Genomic DNA, 14,313 nt, shown 5'->3' with positions numbered 1-14,313 from the left:
GGTGTGTGATTAAGACCTGATCGAAATCAGGCCGTGACAGCGGGGGGCGAGAAATTAAGTCGTGCATACATGCATATTGTGCGTGATTTATGACACAAGCGCAAATCTTGAATGCGTATTTTCGCCAGTTAATATTTCAGGTCTGCGGATAATCAGCCTTTTGGCATTTCAAGAACGATATTCCGGCCCTTTTTGACGTAGCGCAAATCGCTTTTACCAATAGCTGAAACCTTGCCGCCATCCAACCGGTCACCGACTGTGACTTTGCGGTACTTGCCATTTGCCAAACGTACCAGCGCACGTCGTTTTGACGGCGTACCATAAACACCGATTAGGTTAACCTGTCGCAATTTGATGGCGTTGGTCTGTGTGGCTTGGCGGGTGACTGAGGCTGAAGTGGGTAAACGTGGTGTCACTTTTTGTGCCGTACTGACGGGCTGCGCCGCGGCTGTGGCTTTCTGGCTGCGGGCGGCCTTCTCCAGATTCTGGGGGCGCAGTTTGGGCATGATCGAGGCTGTCACGGCTTCTTCCGTCGGGGTCAGGTCCGGGGCGCTTGATTGAATTGCAGCGGCAACGGCAGTGTCAATGGTTTCAGGGTTCGCGCCGGGTGATATAGTCGCTATTGCGCGCTCTTCAACTGCCTTGGGCCTTAGCTTTGGGCGAAAAGCAGCCAACTCGGACAAGGTTCGCCCATTGAGGGTGTTGCGCTCGACACCATCGCTCAAGTCATCGGGACGGGCGCGAGGGCGCAGATTAGCAAGGCGCAGGCCGGCAAAAGGTGCATCAATTTCTTTGGGTTGCCCGACAATATGACGTTTCGGCCAAGCCGGTTGGTTTGCGGTCGGCCTACCTGAATAAACGATAACGCCTTGTGGCGATAGCGTCCCGTAATCTGAGGCAATCACCAGCCCGCGATCATCAAATTCAAACGTTATACCGGTGCCGGAGGAAAGTGTGCTGCTGTCTGGGTGCAAATCGGTTTGCAAATAGGCGGCTGCAGGCAGGGCCACCGCGTCTGATGATATGACTTTGGGATCAAGTGAGGTTTGATAAAAGTCCTCCAAGCCAGATAACTCAGGTGAGCGTGGGGGCAGAGGGGCTTTTTGCCAAACACCGGTCGCGGCATAGCGTACCCGTGCCTCGTCAGAGGTGAGCTCTTGAGGGCGAACAATGCTCTGACGCGGGGGGTCAATGTCAACCGGCGATGTATCACCGGTGTATTCATCGGGCAGTGCTGCAATGTCGTGTGTCTCGGTCTGCACGATCTGTTCGACCTGATCATCATCGGAGAAAAGTGGCGGCCAGATTGCCAAATTGACCAGAACAAGGCCAACGATGCCCGCTGTGATCAGCGCTATATTGCGCGGTTTGCGGCGCACCGCAGGTTGCAGGCTCTCTGCTATAGTGGGGGTTGCAGTTGGGATATCGGCGCGAGGAGAGGTAAGGGTAGGCTTAACTTCCATTGATGCGCTGGGGCTAGATTTGCTGTCTGAAACATCAAGCGCAGCATGCTGCGAGGTTGCAACGTCTTTGACCACTTCACTTTTATCATTCGAAACGGATACGCGCGCGCTGTGAAATTCAATTACTTCGACTTTTTCGGGTGCAGATTGCTTTACTTTAGTCTCGCCCGTATCTTTGCCAAGCTGCATGGCCTGTCGGGTCGGTCCGAAATTGGGGCTTCCTCTGAAGTCGTTGCTGTCTGGTTCTGCCCCAAATTCAACCGGATTAAACCCATGTTCGATTGCGAAATTTTCGGCCTCCAGCAGAGTTTCACGCGCCACTGCTGCGATGCGTAAGACACCGGCATCGATGCAATAATCATAGGCCAGATCATAAATTGCATAGGGCGTCGCACCCGTCAGGGTCTGGCGCGCGATCTCAGTCAGGTCTGTTTCTGACGCGCCGTGAGGATCCGTGGAAAGATAACGAATCTGATCGTTGGGTACAATCAATCTGGTGGCAATTGTATCTGTGCTCACGCCCTGTGCGGTCTCTCGCAGGTTGGCAAGTTCACTTGCGAGGAATTTACTATCAAGCGAAACGGTACCCACAATTTCCTGTTCCCCATCGGAAAGATGGGTCAGGCAAATTCCATTCAGCGAGAGCGAAAGGGTAAAATTGGGCTTCATTGGGAGCGCTTATTCAGGGACTTGAAATCAATGGCGGAATTCTCCACCGGATCAATTTTACACCAGCTTTTCGTCAAGGCAAAGTAAAAGCCCTGCCACCGGCGAGAAAACGCAGATGGCAGGGGTGAGGGGATTAGGCCGTGGCTTTAGCCAGCGCTTGATCAAGATCGGCAATGAGGTCATCCGCATCTTCGATGCCGATGGAAATTCGTACAACATTGGGGCCCGCTCCAGCTGCTGTCTGTTGCTCTGGAGTGAGCTGGCGGTGTGTGGTTGAGGCCGAGTGAATGATCAAAGATCGCGTGTCACCGAGGTTGGCTACGTGACTGAAAAGCTCAAGGCTGTCGACCAGTTTTACACAGGCGTCATAGCCGCCTTTGAGAGCAACGGTGAACAACCCGCCAGCACCTTTGGGACAGACCTTGGCAACCCGATCATGATAGGGTGAGGATTTGAGACCTGCGTAGGTAACTTCTTCTACTCGCTCATCTTTTTCCAGCCACTCTGTAATGATTTGGGCGTTTTCGACGTGGCGCTGCATCCGCAAAGAAAGCGTTTCGGTTCCCATGAGCGTATAATGCGCGGCTTGTGGGTTTAGGGTCATACCCAGATCGCGTAGGCCGATGGCAATGCCGTGGAAGGTAAAGGCCAATGGGCCGAATGTTTCGTGAAACTTCAGGCCGTGATAGGCCTCTTCGGGGGCTGACAAGGATGGGAATTTATCCGAGGCGGACCAATCGAATTTACCTGAATCAACTACAACTCCGCCGGTGACGGTGCCGTTGCCTGTCAGGTATTTGGTCAGCGAGTGTACAACCAATGTCGCACCATGTTCGATGGGGCGACACAAGTAGGGGCTGGCGCTGGTGTTGTCGACAATCAAGGGCAGGCCCGCGGCATCGGCGATTTTAGCAATGGTAGGAAGGTCAGTGATGTAACCGCCGGGGTTGGCGATGGATTCACAGAATATGGCGCGAGTGTCGTCATCAATCGCGGCTTTTATCGCATCAGTGTCATCAAAGTCGACAAATGTGGCTGACCACCCGAAACGCTTAATCGTCTGGCTGAATTGAGTGACAGATCCGCCATAAAGCCGGGTCGACACCACCACGTTGCGACCAGGTGCCATTAGTGGGAAGAGCGCCATAATCTGCGCCGCGTGACCAGAAGAACAGCATACAGCGCCGACACCACCCTCAAGCGTGGCAACACGTTCCTGCAAAACGGCCACAGTGGGATTGGTCAGGCGTGAGTAGATGTAGCCAACTTCTTGCAGGTTAAAAAGCGCAGCGGCATGTTCGGCATCGCGAAACACATAGGCAGTGCTTTGATAGATCGGGGTTTGCCGGGCACCAGTTGCCGGATCCGGGCGTGCACCCGCATGAATTTGCAATGTATCAAAGCCATAGGCCATTGGTGTTCCTCCTGCGAAATATTTTCGGAAACACTAGGGGATATGTTTTGCAGTCACAACTGAGAAGAGCACCAGTATGTTATCAGTATTCAGCGAATGTGAAATTGGCTGTTGAGCGCGCGCATTAACGCATCCAGAACCCATTACGTTTTATGGTATTGCGAATGGCCTGTTCCTTGCGGGGCAGATTGTTGCGATCAAACAGGTCACGTACCTTACGCCCACGACCATGGTAGATCATGAACTTCATCGCATCATAGTTTTTAAGGATTTTTTTGATGCGGTTGGGGGATGTGACCTCTTCAAGCACGTTGATAACACGGTCTGTCTCGCGGGCATAAAGTAGCGGCAGCATGCGGTAATGGCAGGTAGTATCACCATCCAGATAGCCCGAGGGGAGAGCGTCACGACCACCCCCAAGGGCATGAATCACAAGAGGCAGGGCAACCTGATCCAACCAAGGGTCAAATGACTGGCATACCAGTTCCTTGGGGGGGTCGTTACGAATGGTTAATGCGTAATCCAGAAATTTCTGACCAAATTGATGCGGGCATTTGTAATAGAAAAAGCCTGCATTGAAATAAAGATACCTGCGCCAGAATTCATCGGGATACTCCGGATCCAAAGAGCTTTCGAAGTCGAGGTCGAATTTATCATAGAGTGATTTCCACGTGGCCGTATATCCGGGACCGTAGAGCTGTATCTCTGGCCAGGTATTTTCCCGTTTGAGTGACGCGCTGGGGCGGCTAAAATCAAATGGAACTTGTCCTAGATCATCAAGAACTAACGTATCCGTATCGAAGAACACGAAGGGCTCGCCTTTGGGGAGCGCGAAGAGTGCCTCTATCTTGTTTCCTTGCGGATAGTCTTGGCCAAAATGCTTTGATTCGAATGGAATAATTTCGGCGCCAAGATCATTGAGCAACTGACGCGTCTCATCACCGCGTATTGTGGGGTCTTTGGGCCATCTTGAGCCTTTTTGCGGCTCTGCGACAAATAGTTTCCCGCCAAATCTGGGGGACTGCGTACGCAACGAGGCCGCAAAAATCACGGCTTCGTACTGCAGGCGCCCACCCTGTCCAACGATCACGATATTGAATGGAAACTGTTCGCGCGCGGCCATCTAGCACTTACCTGTATTATTCGTTGCTTGGACCGGGCGACTATAGCCTGCGCGGGCGGCAGGCAGAAGGGCCAGATTGATAGAACGGGACATCTTTTGGGGGCTTTATGGGGCCAAAGCTATGGGGTGCCCGATGCATGTGGTGTGGTCGGAAGAGATTAAGGTTAATAAAGTTACGCGCGTTTGAAATAATATTGCGTCAGTCCGTCTCGTGGTGTATCAAATCTCAAATCTGGAGTGACCGAATGCCAACAACCCGACTTGACCCGATTGACCGCAAGATTTTGGCTGAATTGCAAGCCGACGGCCGGATGACAAATGTGGAGTTGGCTAAGCGCGTAGGCATTTCGGCGCCACCGTGTTTGCGCCGTGTGCGTACGTTGGAAGAAACCGGTTACATCAAAGGCTATCATGCAGATGTTGATGCGCGTGAGTTGGGTTTTGAGGTTCAGGTTTTTGCCATGGTGGGCCTGCAAAGTCAGGCGGAAGCAGATCTGAGTATTTTTGAGGAGCGTTGCCGCAGTTGGCCGTTGGTACGTGAATGCCATATGCTTAACGGCGAGGTGGACTTTATTCTGAAATGCGCGGCACCTGACCTCAGCACCTTTCAGCGATTCCTGACAGAGCAGCTAACTGCTGCGGAGAATGTGGCAAGCGTCAAAACATCACTTGTGATCCGTGGGGCCAAGGACGAACCGGGTGTGCCGTTTGATATACTGGAAGAACGTCTCAGCAAATCCGCCTGAAATCAGGCGACCTCTGTTCCATTTGCGGAAAGAATTGGTAGCCGTTGTATCTTCAGAGGCCCAAAATCTTCAGGGTGATCAACATGTGGAAACAGCGACATGAACAGTGACAGCATATTGCCCCCAAGCGTTGATTCAAACCGGGGACCGGGATGGAAACTTTCGACCTCCAGACCTGACGCGCTGAGCAAGGTGTGATTGCTCAGACATAGGTGATACACTTCAACTGGTCGTGGGGGCAGAATGCTGATGATATTGTCGCCATCCGACAAATCATTGACGGGTGTCAGTAGTCGATTGTCTTTTGATTCTTCTTGTACACCGGTGGGGCGGGTCAGCATGCGGGCGCCTGGGCCGAATATGAGATCATGACCGGGACGGTTCATGCCAAGGGCATGGGCCATAACACGGGTCAGGCTTGAACACTTGTATCCGCTTGGCCCCGCACCGGGCACAATTGTCATAGATCCGATCCAAATGATTTCGGACTTTTTGCCGCCGGGGCACAGGACATTCATTCCTGGCTCTAGGTCTTCGATGGCGAATTGCCCGTTCTCTGTTTCGATCAGTGTACCGCGGGCAAAGGCGGAAAACGCGGACTCAAACAAAGGCAGAGCCGGGGCAATTTGATCAGAATGGCGGATTTCACCGTCATCAGACAGGTAAACACTATGATATTTGCGCATCAATAAAGAGCGGCGCTCTGGTTGCTGCTTGAGATCTGTAAGTGAGTCGCGGCGTTTTTTTATTGCCAGCGCGTTGCGCGGCATGTTCGTTGTGTAAGGAGTCATCGTCATGGGCGGTAGCCCTCCCATGTCTTAGCATGCTGCCCGGACATCACCGGGCATCTGACCAAAGAAGTAGGTGCACATACGTTTTGCGCAACAGCTTGGTGCAATGCGATGAACAGGTTTTGAAGTAAGAGTAATATCATTATTCGCATTCAGCCCTTAGTAACGTCAGCGCCATTGTAAAACCAAGACGCCCCGGGGAGGCATAAGAGGTCTGGCACAAAAGAGGAGATCTGCCCCGAAATCTATGCGGGCTTTGGTTGGCCGGTGTCCTCCGATGGCATTTCATGTCACGGTTCCTTTGAGGCCGACTCTGAGAATTACAGTTTACTGACTTGAAAAGTTTGCAAAAACTTTGGGGCCAATCTGTGTCACTGATGGCGTAAAGATCGGGCTTTCCAACGTGATGTGGATAGAATGATAGATATATGTTTTGCTGAGGTGCGTTTTATTAAGGTATTGATTTGTTTTGGTAATAGGTGTGTTTGAAGGGTGTTTCTGGAATGTGACACCTGGGAATGCGGCGATTATGTGTTGCCGTCACACACATTGATACCACGCAAAATAGGCGCTGAAACAGATGACAGAATGCCTGCAATCGCACGCTGGTTTTTCCTGCCGACTACCGTTTCGACACCAGACCTGATGAGATTAATGCCGTGAGTTTGCAGCATTAATCTCAGAGTCTTATGGCAGAGATAAGCCTGCCGTAATCGGCTTCTTTGGCGTGTGTTGCACGGCGATAAGAATAAAACCGATCAGGATCAGAATAGGTGCAATGTCGGATCCATTCCGCGTGAGCAACGCCGGATTCTCGCAGGCGGTGCAAGCCAAAGCCAGTTAGGTCGAACTGGTAATGGCCGTTTTTGCCATTAGTGAAAAAGCGACTGTTTTGGGGATCATTATCTATAAAGGTTTCAAAAAATTCGGGCCCAACCTCGTAGGCGGCCTGGCTGATTGAAGGTCCAATGACGGCGGTGATCTGATCGCGTTTTGCCCCCAAAGTTTCCATCGCGTCAATCGTGGCCTCAAGCACGCCATCAACGGCCCCGCGCCATCCGGCATGGGCGGCCCCAATGACGCCGGCCTGCGGATCGGCAAAGAGCACGGGCTGACAATCTGCGGTTAGGATTCCAAGCGTTAAGCCGGGCGTAGCCGTGACCATAGCATCGGCCTTGGGCCTGTTGGTCAGGGGAGCATCGATCACTTCAACCGTGGCTGAGTGGACTTGGTAAAGTGTTGTGAGATTTGACAGCTCTACGCCCATCGCCGCGGCAACACGAGCGCGGTTTACGGTGACAATGTCATCTTGATCCGAGGACCCCTGACCGCAGTTCAATCCCGCAAATACACCTGAAGATGCGCCGCCTTTACGGGTGAAGAAACCGTGGCGCAGTGGGGCAAGGCTATCAGAGGTCAGGATCTCAAGAGTCATGGCTCTACTCCGGGTGGGGGTGTCACCCCGTCGGGATAAAGGGCAATCACCTTAAAGAGCGTCCCCATTTCAACCGGGCTGGTCAAGCGTTGATATGCTTTAATATGCGCGTTTAACGCATCGCCGATCAGATTTGCAGACAGTTGCTCTGCTCTTTGCGTGATGCCTAGGCGTTCGAGAAATACGCCTTGCGGGGTCAGGCGGCTATGTTTTGCAGGTGCTGCGGCTATGGTAAGCGCCTCAAAATCGACATGCGCGGTCAAGTCAGCATCACCGGGTCTAGAAAACGGGTTGGCGGGTTCGTGTTTTGCGACGGCCTGAAATGTATCCCCCAACGAGCGCCAGTCGCCATAATCGATGATCAATGCAGTGCCGCCATGAGTGTTGATCAAGCCACCAAGTTGTGTTGCACAGGTAGCGATGTTCTCGGACAACTCAACGATGACACCATCGTGGGTGTCTGAGAGACGGTATTCCAACGCGGGTATCAGAAGCGGTTGCGACCACTTTGAATATAGGGCCTCGTTTTTCGCGCCGATGAGATGTTCGCGCCAATTTGCACCGTCTCGCTTGAATTGGCGGATTGGCAGTGCGTCAAAAAATTCATTGGCAACAAAAAACAATGGCTGCTGAGGCAGGGTGTGGAACGTGGCATGCCAGTTGATGTCGCTTCTGCCAATGGTGGTTTGTTGTTTGGCGCGTAGGGTAGGGGAGGTTTCGATCAAATGCAGTTTTAATGCGGCATGAAATCCCGGTACTATCGATGTGACGCGCAGGATGTCAGCCATTAGTGTGCCTCGACCTGGGCCGGCCTCGGCAAGGGTAAACGGGTTGGGTGCCCCTTGATCCAACCAAGCCTGCGCAAGTGAAAGGCCGATCAACTCGCCAAACATCTGACTGACTTCAGGTGCCGTGATGAAATCGCCGCCCGCACCCAAGGGGTCGCGTGTGGCGTAATACCCATGCTCAGGATGCATAAGGCAGACGTTCATATAGTCGGCCAGCGTCATTGGCCCTGTGTCGTCGATCCGGGCAATCAGGATATCTTTGAGTCGTGTCACGCGGCCCGCCTGCGAGAGGTCACAATAACGACGATACCAAAGATGATCATCGGGATCGACAAGGTCTGACCCATGGTCAGGCCAATGCCGCTGATGTGAAATGCGAGACCTAAAGGGTTGCCCTCAGAGATAAACTGCGCATCGGGTTGGCGTACCAATTCGACCAGAAACCGTGCCAGCCCATACCCGATAAAGAAAACCCCAGTCAGACGACCAGGGAAGCGCAATCCGCCACGGCGGTAAGCCAGATAGAGCAGAATTGCCCCCAGAATCAGACCTTCAAGCAGGGCCTCGTAGAGTTGTGAGGGGTGGCGAGCACAAAGGCCGGGCACAATGCCGGGGCAATCTTGTGCTGCGGCACCGGGGAAAATCACCCCCCAAGGCAGGTCGGTTGGGCGACCCCAAAGTTCGGCGTTGATGAAATTGGCAATGCGACCCAGCAGCAGGCCCACAGGGGTTACCATGCAAAGCGCATCTGCAAGGGTCCAGAACGGGATGTTTTGCCGTCTGGAAAATAAGAAACACGCCAGAATGACGCCTAATAAGCCGCCGTGGAAGGACATCCCGCCTTGCCAGACGTATAGGATTTGCGTGGGATTTGAGAGATAATAACCCGGTTGGTAAAACAGGATAAATCCAAGGCGGCCGCCCAGAATAACACCCAAGATAACCCAGGTTAGCAAATCCTCGAGCTGTTTTTCAGTGATCGGCGCGCTGCCGCCCGGCCACAGGTTGGGGCTGCGCAGGGTGTGTACGATGATTCGCCAACCGATCAGGATGCCTGCGATGTAAGACAGCGCATACCAGCGCAATGAGAACTCCATTCCGAACAGGGGAATGGTGAAAATCTCGGGTGAGATGTCGGGGAATTGGATAATTGCCTGCATATGCGTGTCTTTGCCTGTGCTTATAGCGGAGTCAACCTTGCCCACCGCGCTTTTGATGCCATATAGAGAGCACATGTAACACCGGAGAGAGCAATGCAAACCCGCAACAAGGTTCTGGACGATATATCGCAACTGATGACCAACGCTATGGGCGTGGCGCAGGGGGCCAAAGATGAGGCCGAAACCGCGATGAAATCGATGATTGATCGCTGGTTGGCTGACCGGGATTTTGTCACTCGCGAAGAATTTGATGCAGTTCGGGCCATGGCGCAAAAAGCGCGTGAGGAAAACGAAGCCCTGAAAGCGCGCCTTGATGCGTTGGAAGCGAAAGGCCAATAAATTACTGGCTAGCGGATCGTTTTAAATACCCTTCTTATCTGCTCTCAAGAGAACAGCGTTTAATCGCTTCAAGAATGCCTGTGGTGATATGGCGGTGAGCCATGTTTTGCCCCAGATCAGCTTTACGGAACCCAAGCACTTTGCGCATGAGAGATTGTGGAGCGTATTCGACGTCAATTTTTTTGTCGTATGAGGCAGGGTAAACCTATTTTTCCCAACAGGTTGATAGACTGTCTTGATCAAGAACCTTCAGTTTCAACATGAGGGGCAAGAGTTGCTTTATCTTGCGGTAAAGTTCAATTCATCCACAACTTATTGCGGTTATCCACAACAAATTGCTTTACAGGTCGCAAGAAACATTCCACCATATCTAGTATAGGCAGGGGAATTCTCCGCTGTTTATAGAGCAGGCACCTAGCGCTTGGGGCGCTGCCATGCCCCGAACGCTACAGCAAAATGAGGTGGCGCAATGGCATTGTCCGAGCAGTTCTTGCAAGAAGATCTTCACCCAATAGATATCGTCGAACATCTGGCCGAACACTACGACTGGGAGTTCGACCGGATCGCAGATGATCAGATCGCGATGGCCGTGGAAGGCCAGTGGCGTACATATTCTATTACGTTAGCATGGTCGGGATATGACGAAACATTGCGTATGGTCTGTACGTTTGAGATGGAGCCACCTAGCGAGAAGCTTCCTGTTTTGTATCAGATGCTGAACGATGTGAATGATCAGTGCTGGTCGGGAGCCTTTACCTATTGGCGCGAGCAAAAGTTGATGGTTTACCGCTATGGTCTGGTTATGGCCGGGGCGCAAAATGTCAGCCCGGATCAGATCAATACCCTGATCAATTCGGCAGTGATGAATGCAGAGCGATTCTACCCTGCGTTTCAATTGGCAATTTGGGGCGATCGCAGTCCAAGTGACGCTATGCAAGTCGCCATTGCAGAGGCCTTTGGGCGTGCGTAAGAATGTGCCCCATGGATGAATGATCCGGGGGCAAAAATGAATATAACGGATGTGGCCACAGGCGGGCTGGTATTACTTGGCTGTGGTAAAATGGGGTCGGCTATGCTGGATGGCTGGCTGACAGGTGGGTTGCCATCAGAATCTGTTTGGGTACTTGATCCCATGCCTTCTGACTGGTTGCAGGTCACCGGCGTTCATATCAATGTTGAAGTCCCCAAATCACCGGCGATCGTGCTGATTGCGGTCAAACCGCAGATGATGGGCGATGCCTTGCCCACAATTGCGGCGATGGGCAATGGCTCGACACTCTTTGTATCGGTTGCCGCGGGCACAACAATCTCTGCATTTGAGGACGCGCTGGGGGCGCAAAGCCCCATTGTTCGCGCGATGCCAAATACACCTGCCGCTGTGGGTAAAGGAATAACTGCGATTGTTGGGAATGCGTATGCATCAGATGATCATGTCGCTCTTGCCGAAGGCTTGTTGCAGGCTGTGGGTCAGGTGGTGCGACTGGATAATGAAGGCCAGATGGATGCGGTTACTGGGGTAAGCGGATCAGGTCCTGCTTATGTCTTTCACATGATCGAATGTATGGCCGCCGCAGGTGAAGCGCAGGGGTTGTCTAGCGAACTGGCGATGCAGTTGGCGAAGGCCACAGTTGCAGGTGCAGGTGCTTTGGCCGAACAAGCTGATCAAACACCTTCGCAGTTGCGGGTGAATGTTACCAGCCCGAATGGCACGACACAGGCTGGGTTGGAGGTTTTGATGCAAAAACCATCCGGCCTTCCGGAGTTGATGGTACGGACCGTGGCGGCGGCAACAGACCGCTCTAAGGAGCTGCGCGATGGCTGATATCAGCTTTGACGATTTTCTGAAGGTCGATATTCGGGTTGGCACCATCGTCAGGGCTGAGCCGTTTCCCGAAGCGCGCAAACCGGCCATCAAGCTTTGGATCAATTTCGGTGTGGATATCGGCGAGAAGAAGTCATCAGCTCAGATTACGGCGCATTATACGCCTGAAAAACTGATCGGAAAGCAGGTGATGGCCGTGACCAATTTCCCACCACGCCAGATTGGGCCCGTTATGTCGGAGGTCCTCGTGTTGGGTCTGTCAGATGACGGTGGCAACATCGTATTGTTTGGCCCAGATCAGGCGGTTCCCAACGGAGAACGAATGCATTGAAACGCGTATATTTGACCCGCCCTTTGCCAAACGCCGTTGTGGAAAAGGCTCGTGAATATTTCGAAGTGGAAATACGTACCGAAACCGTTCCGTTGAAAATTGGCCAAATGCGCGCGGCGCTTGCGCTATATGATGGGGTGTTGCCAACTTTGGGCGATACCTTTTCCGCCGAAGTGTTTCGCGATGCGGATCAACCTCGATGCAAAGTGCTGGCGAACTTTGGCGTTGGATATAATCATATCGACGTGCAGGCGGCGCAGAATGCTGGGGTTATGGTGACAAATACGCCAGGTGCAGTGACTGACGCCACGGCTGATCTGGCGCTGACCTTGATGTTGATGTGTGCCCGCCGCGCAGGAGAAGGGGACCGATTGGTACGCTCTGGTCAGTGGGAGGGTTGGAACCCAACGCAGATGCTGGGACAGCACGTTAGTGGTAGTACTGTTGGCATCGTTGGCATGGGACGCATTGGTCAAGCAGTGGCGCGTCGTTGTCATTTCGGCTTTGGAATGCAGGTGAAATATTTCACTCGCTCTGCCAAAGAGATGGACTTTCCTGCGACCCGAGTAGACGAGTTGACAGAATTGGCTGAGCAGGTGGATTTTTTGGTTGTGACTGTGCCCGCCGAAAAAGAGACCCGCCATCTGATTGGAGCAGAGGTCTTTCAGGCGATGAAACCACAGGCCTATCTGATCAATGTTGCACGTGGCGATATTGTTCAGGAAAAGGCACTTATTTCAGCATTGGAAAAGGGCCGCATCGCCGGTGCGGGGTTGGATGTTTATGAGCGTGAGCCAATTGTGCCTGATGCTTTGAAAGCCATGGAGAATGTAACCTTGTTGCCGCACCTTGGAACCGCTGCATTGGATGTGCGCGAGGAAATGGGGTTGATGGCCCTTGAGAACCTGCGTGCGGCCCTGAGTGGGGACGTACCACCTAATTTGATTGCCTGAAGAGGTGCCAATGGCATTATCTTTGGCAATTGTCGTAGCGTTTCGCTTGATCTGATGGGGATCTCCTGCGATCTGCCCCAAAAATTTGGAGAGACATATGTTTGTGCCTGCAATATCCGGTACTGGTGTTTTCACCCCGAAAGAAATTATCACCAATGATGAGTTGGTGGGGGCATTTAATGCCTATGTTGAGATCTATAATGCAACACATGCAGACGCGATCAAAGCTGGTGAGATTGCAGAAAAGCAGCCGTCTTCATCAGAGTTTATCGTAAATGCATCGGGTATCGAGCAGCGCTATGTGATGAATAAATCGGGTGTCTTGAACCCTGATGTCATGCATCCGCATTTGCGTACACGTCGCGATGATGAACCGGGAATTATGGCTGAGATGGCTGTATCCGCGTGCCAGCAGGCATTGGAGCAGGCACAGCGTACCGCTGATGATGTTGATCTGATTATTTGTGCTGCCTCCAATCACGAGCGTGCCTATCCAGCCATTGCAGTTGAGATTCAGCAGCTGATCGGCGCAGGTGGATTTGCGTTTGATATGAACGTGGCCTGTTCCTCGGCCACGTTTGGTATTCAGGCGGCGGCGGATATGGTTAAATCGGGCTCGGCCCGGCGGGCCTTGGTTGTTAGCCCAGAGATCTGCTCTGGTCATCTGGAATGGCGGGATCGCGATTGTCATTTTATCTTTGGTGATGTGTGCACCGCTATTTTGATTGAGCGCGCTGATGAGGCAAAAGGTGGCTATTTTGTTGTGAAATCGACAAGATGCGCGACGCAGTTTTCTAATAATATTCGCAACAATAACGGTTATCTCCGCCGAACTCGTGAACATGGTATGGAAGATCGGCGCGATATGTTATTTGTGCAAGAAGGCCGCAAGGTGTTCAAAGAAGTGTTGCCTCTTGTATCGCAACACATTGCGGATCATATGAACGAAGAAGGGCTGACGTCGGATCATCTCAAACGGCTCTGGCTGCATCAGGCGAATAAATCTATGAATGATTTTATTGGCCGCAAAGTCATGGGGCGCACTCCGGAAGCAAAAGAGCAACCCAATATTTTGCAAGACTACGCCAACACATCCTCTGCAGGATCAATAATCGCGTTTTCAAAGTTCTCAGAAGATCTCGAGGTTGGAGATGTTGGATTGATCTGCTCGTTTGGGGCAGGATATTCTGTTGGGTCTGTTGTGGTGGAGCGCGCCTGACAACTCCAAAAAGGGCAGCGGGACAAAGTGTTAGTCAGCTGGCAAGACTGGGTAAACTTC

The 14,313-nt window shown here is 52.4% G+C and carries 14 protein-coding genes; 7 read left to right on the top strand and 7 right to left on the bottom strand.

What is annotated here, in order from left to right; all coding sequences use genetic code 11:
• Positions 1-152 precede the first annotated feature (152 nt).
• The 3 genes from D9A02_RS15020 to D9A02_RS15010 all read right to left on the bottom strand — a co-directional run bounded on the left by D9A02_RS15020 (position 153) and on the right by D9A02_RS15010 (position 4,669).
• Entirely contained in the window at positions 153-2,132 is a 1,980-nt protein-coding gene (locus D9A02_RS15020; RefSeq protein WP_120501718.1) for a hypothetical protein, read from the bottom strand.
• A 133-nt stretch (positions 2,133-2,265) separates the two neighbouring features.
• A complete protein-coding gene (locus D9A02_RS15015; protein WP_120501717.1) occupies positions 2,266-3,546 on the bottom strand; it encodes an O-acetylhomoserine aminocarboxypropyltransferase/cysteine synthase family protein in 1,281 nt (426 codons plus the stop codon).
• A gap of 124 nt (positions 3,547-3,670) precedes the next feature.
• Positions 3,671-4,669 (bottom strand): glycosyltransferase family 2 protein, encoded by a 999-nt coding sequence (locus D9A02_RS15010; RefSeq protein WP_120501716.1) that lies wholly within the window; start codon positions 4,667-4,669, stop codon positions 3,671-3,673.
• Between the two features lie 245 nt (positions 4,670-4,914).
• Between D9A02_RS15010 and D9A02_RS15005 the strand changes: the two genes are divergently transcribed.
• Positions 4,915-5,415, top strand: coding sequence for an Lrp/AsnC family transcriptional regulator (locus tag D9A02_RS15005; protein WP_120501715.1), 501 nt, complete (start codon positions 4,915-4,917; stop codon positions 5,413-5,415).
• Positions 5,416-5,417: 2 nt separating this feature from the next.
• On the opposite strand, the gene D9A02_RS15000 is transcribed toward D9A02_RS15005, so the two are convergent.
• The 4 genes from D9A02_RS15000 to lgt form a co-directional block, all read right to left on the bottom strand.
• The gene (locus D9A02_RS15000) at positions 5,418-6,212 is read right to left on the bottom strand and encodes a Hint domain-containing protein (protein ID WP_162933088.1); all 795 of its coding nucleotides are present in this window, start codon (positions 6,210-6,212) and stop codon (positions 5,418-5,420) included.
• 673 nt (positions 6,213-6,885) lie between these two features.
• Complete coding sequence (gene pgeF, locus D9A02_RS14995; protein ID WP_120501713.1) at positions 6,886-7,641, bottom strand: peptidoglycan editing factor PgeF; 756 nt, start codon at positions 7,639-7,641, stop codon at positions 6,886-6,888.
• Positions 7,638-8,702, bottom strand: coding sequence for a class I SAM-dependent methyltransferase (locus D9A02_RS14990; protein ID WP_120501712.1), 1,065 nt, complete (start codon positions 8,700-8,702; stop codon positions 7,638-7,640). The genes pgeF and D9A02_RS14990 overlap by 4 nt, the downstream gene beginning before the upstream one ends.
• Complete coding sequence (gene lgt / locus D9A02_RS14985; protein ID WP_120502559.1) at positions 8,699-9,589, bottom strand: prolipoprotein diacylglyceryl transferase; 891 nt, start codon at positions 9,587-9,589, stop codon at positions 8,699-8,701. Before lgt ends, D9A02_RS14990 begins: the two co-directional genes overlap by 4 nt.
• A gap of 93 nt (positions 9,590-9,682) precedes the next feature.
• On the opposite strand from lgt, the gene D9A02_RS14980 reads away from it, so the two are divergent.
• The 6 genes from D9A02_RS14980 (at position 9,683) to D9A02_RS14955 (ending at position 14,253) form a co-directional block, all read left to right on the top strand.
• Positions 9,683-9,928, top strand: a complete 246-nt coding sequence (locus tag D9A02_RS14980) for an accessory factor UbiK family protein (RefSeq protein WP_120501711.1) — start codon at positions 9,683-9,685, stop codon at positions 9,926-9,928.
• Between the two features lie 469 nt (positions 9,929-10,397).
• A complete protein-coding gene (locus tag D9A02_RS14975; RefSeq protein WP_120501710.1) occupies positions 10,398-10,898 on the top strand; it encodes a YbjN domain-containing protein in 501 nt (166 codons plus the stop codon).
• 36 nt (positions 10,899-10,934) lie between these two features.
• Positions 10,935-11,750, top strand: a complete 816-nt coding sequence (gene proC / locus D9A02_RS14970) for a pyrroline-5-carboxylate reductase (RefSeq protein ID WP_120502558.1) — start codon at positions 10,935-10,937, stop codon at positions 11,748-11,750.
• Positions 11,743-12,081 carry a tRNA-binding protein gene (locus tag D9A02_RS14965; protein ID WP_120501709.1) on the top strand — a complete coding sequence of 113 codons (339 nt, stop codon included), beginning with the start codon at positions 11,743-11,745 and terminating at the stop codon, positions 12,079-12,081. Before proC ends, D9A02_RS14965 begins: the two co-directional genes overlap by 8 nt.
• Entirely contained in the window at positions 12,078-13,034 is a 957-nt protein-coding gene (locus D9A02_RS14960; protein ID WP_120501708.1) for a D-glycerate dehydrogenase, read from the top strand. The genes D9A02_RS14965 and D9A02_RS14960 overlap by 4 nt, the downstream gene beginning before the upstream one ends.
• A gap of 97 nt (positions 13,035-13,131) precedes the next feature.
• Positions 13,132-14,253 (top strand): beta-ketoacyl-ACP synthase III, encoded by a 1,122-nt coding sequence (locus tag D9A02_RS14955; RefSeq protein ID WP_120501707.1) that lies wholly within the window; start codon positions 13,132-13,134, stop codon positions 14,251-14,253.
• The last annotated feature ends 60 nt before the right edge of the window (positions 14,254-14,313 follow it).

The organism is Roseovarius sp. EL26 (genome assembly GCF_900327775.1).
In the GTDB taxonomy this organism is placed as follows: domain Bacteria; phylum Pseudomonadota; class Alphaproteobacteria; order Rhodobacterales; family Rhodobacteraceae; genus Roseovarius.
The sequence above is the reverse complement of the archived record's forward strand: the minus strand, read 5'-3'. Positions and strand labels throughout refer to the sequence as shown.

Excerpts from the sequence above, each read along its gene's own strand:
- D9A02_RS15015 (WP_120501717.1), bottom strand. The coding sequence starts at position 3,546 with ATGGCCTATGGCTTTGATACATTGCAAATTCATGCGGGTGCACGCCCG.
- D9A02_RS14965 (WP_120501709.1), top strand. The coding sequence starts at position 11,743 with ATGGCTGATATCAGCTTTGACGATTTTCTGAAGGTCGATATTCGGGTT.
- lgt (WP_120502559.1), bottom strand. The coding sequence starts at position 9,589 with ATGCAGGCAATTATCCAATTCCCCGACATCTCACCCGAGATTTTCACC.
- D9A02_RS15000 (WP_162933088.1), bottom strand. The coding sequence starts at position 6,212 with ATGACGATGACTCCTTACACAACGAACATGCCGCGCAACGCGCTGGCA.
- D9A02_RS15020 (WP_120501718.1), bottom strand. The coding sequence starts at position 2,132 with ATGAAGCCCAATTTTACCCTTTCGCTCTCGCTGAATGGAATTTGCCTG.
- D9A02_RS14955 (WP_120501707.1), top strand. The coding sequence starts at position 13,132 with ATGTTTGTGCCTGCAATATCCGGTACTGGTGTTTTCACCCCGAAAGAA.
- pgeF (WP_120501713.1), bottom strand. The coding sequence starts at position 7,641 with ATGACTCTTGAGATCCTGACCTCTGATAGCCTTGCCCCACTGCGCCAC.
- D9A02_RS15005 (WP_120501715.1), top strand. The coding sequence starts at position 4,915 with ATGCCAACAACCCGACTTGACCCGATTGACCGCAAGATTTTGGCTGAA.
- proC (WP_120502558.1), top strand. The coding sequence starts at position 10,935 with ATGAATATAACGGATGTGGCCACAGGCGGGCTGGTATTACTTGGCTGT.
- D9A02_RS14980 (WP_120501711.1), top strand. The coding sequence starts at position 9,683 with ATGCAAACCCGCAACAAGGTTCTGGACGATATATCGCAACTGATGACC.
- D9A02_RS15010 (WP_120501716.1), bottom strand. The coding sequence starts at position 4,669 with ATGGCCGCGCGCGAACAGTTTCCATTCAATATCGTGATCGTTGGACAG.
- D9A02_RS14975 (WP_120501710.1), top strand. The coding sequence starts at position 10,398 with ATGGCATTGTCCGAGCAGTTCTTGCAAGAAGATCTTCACCCAATAGAT.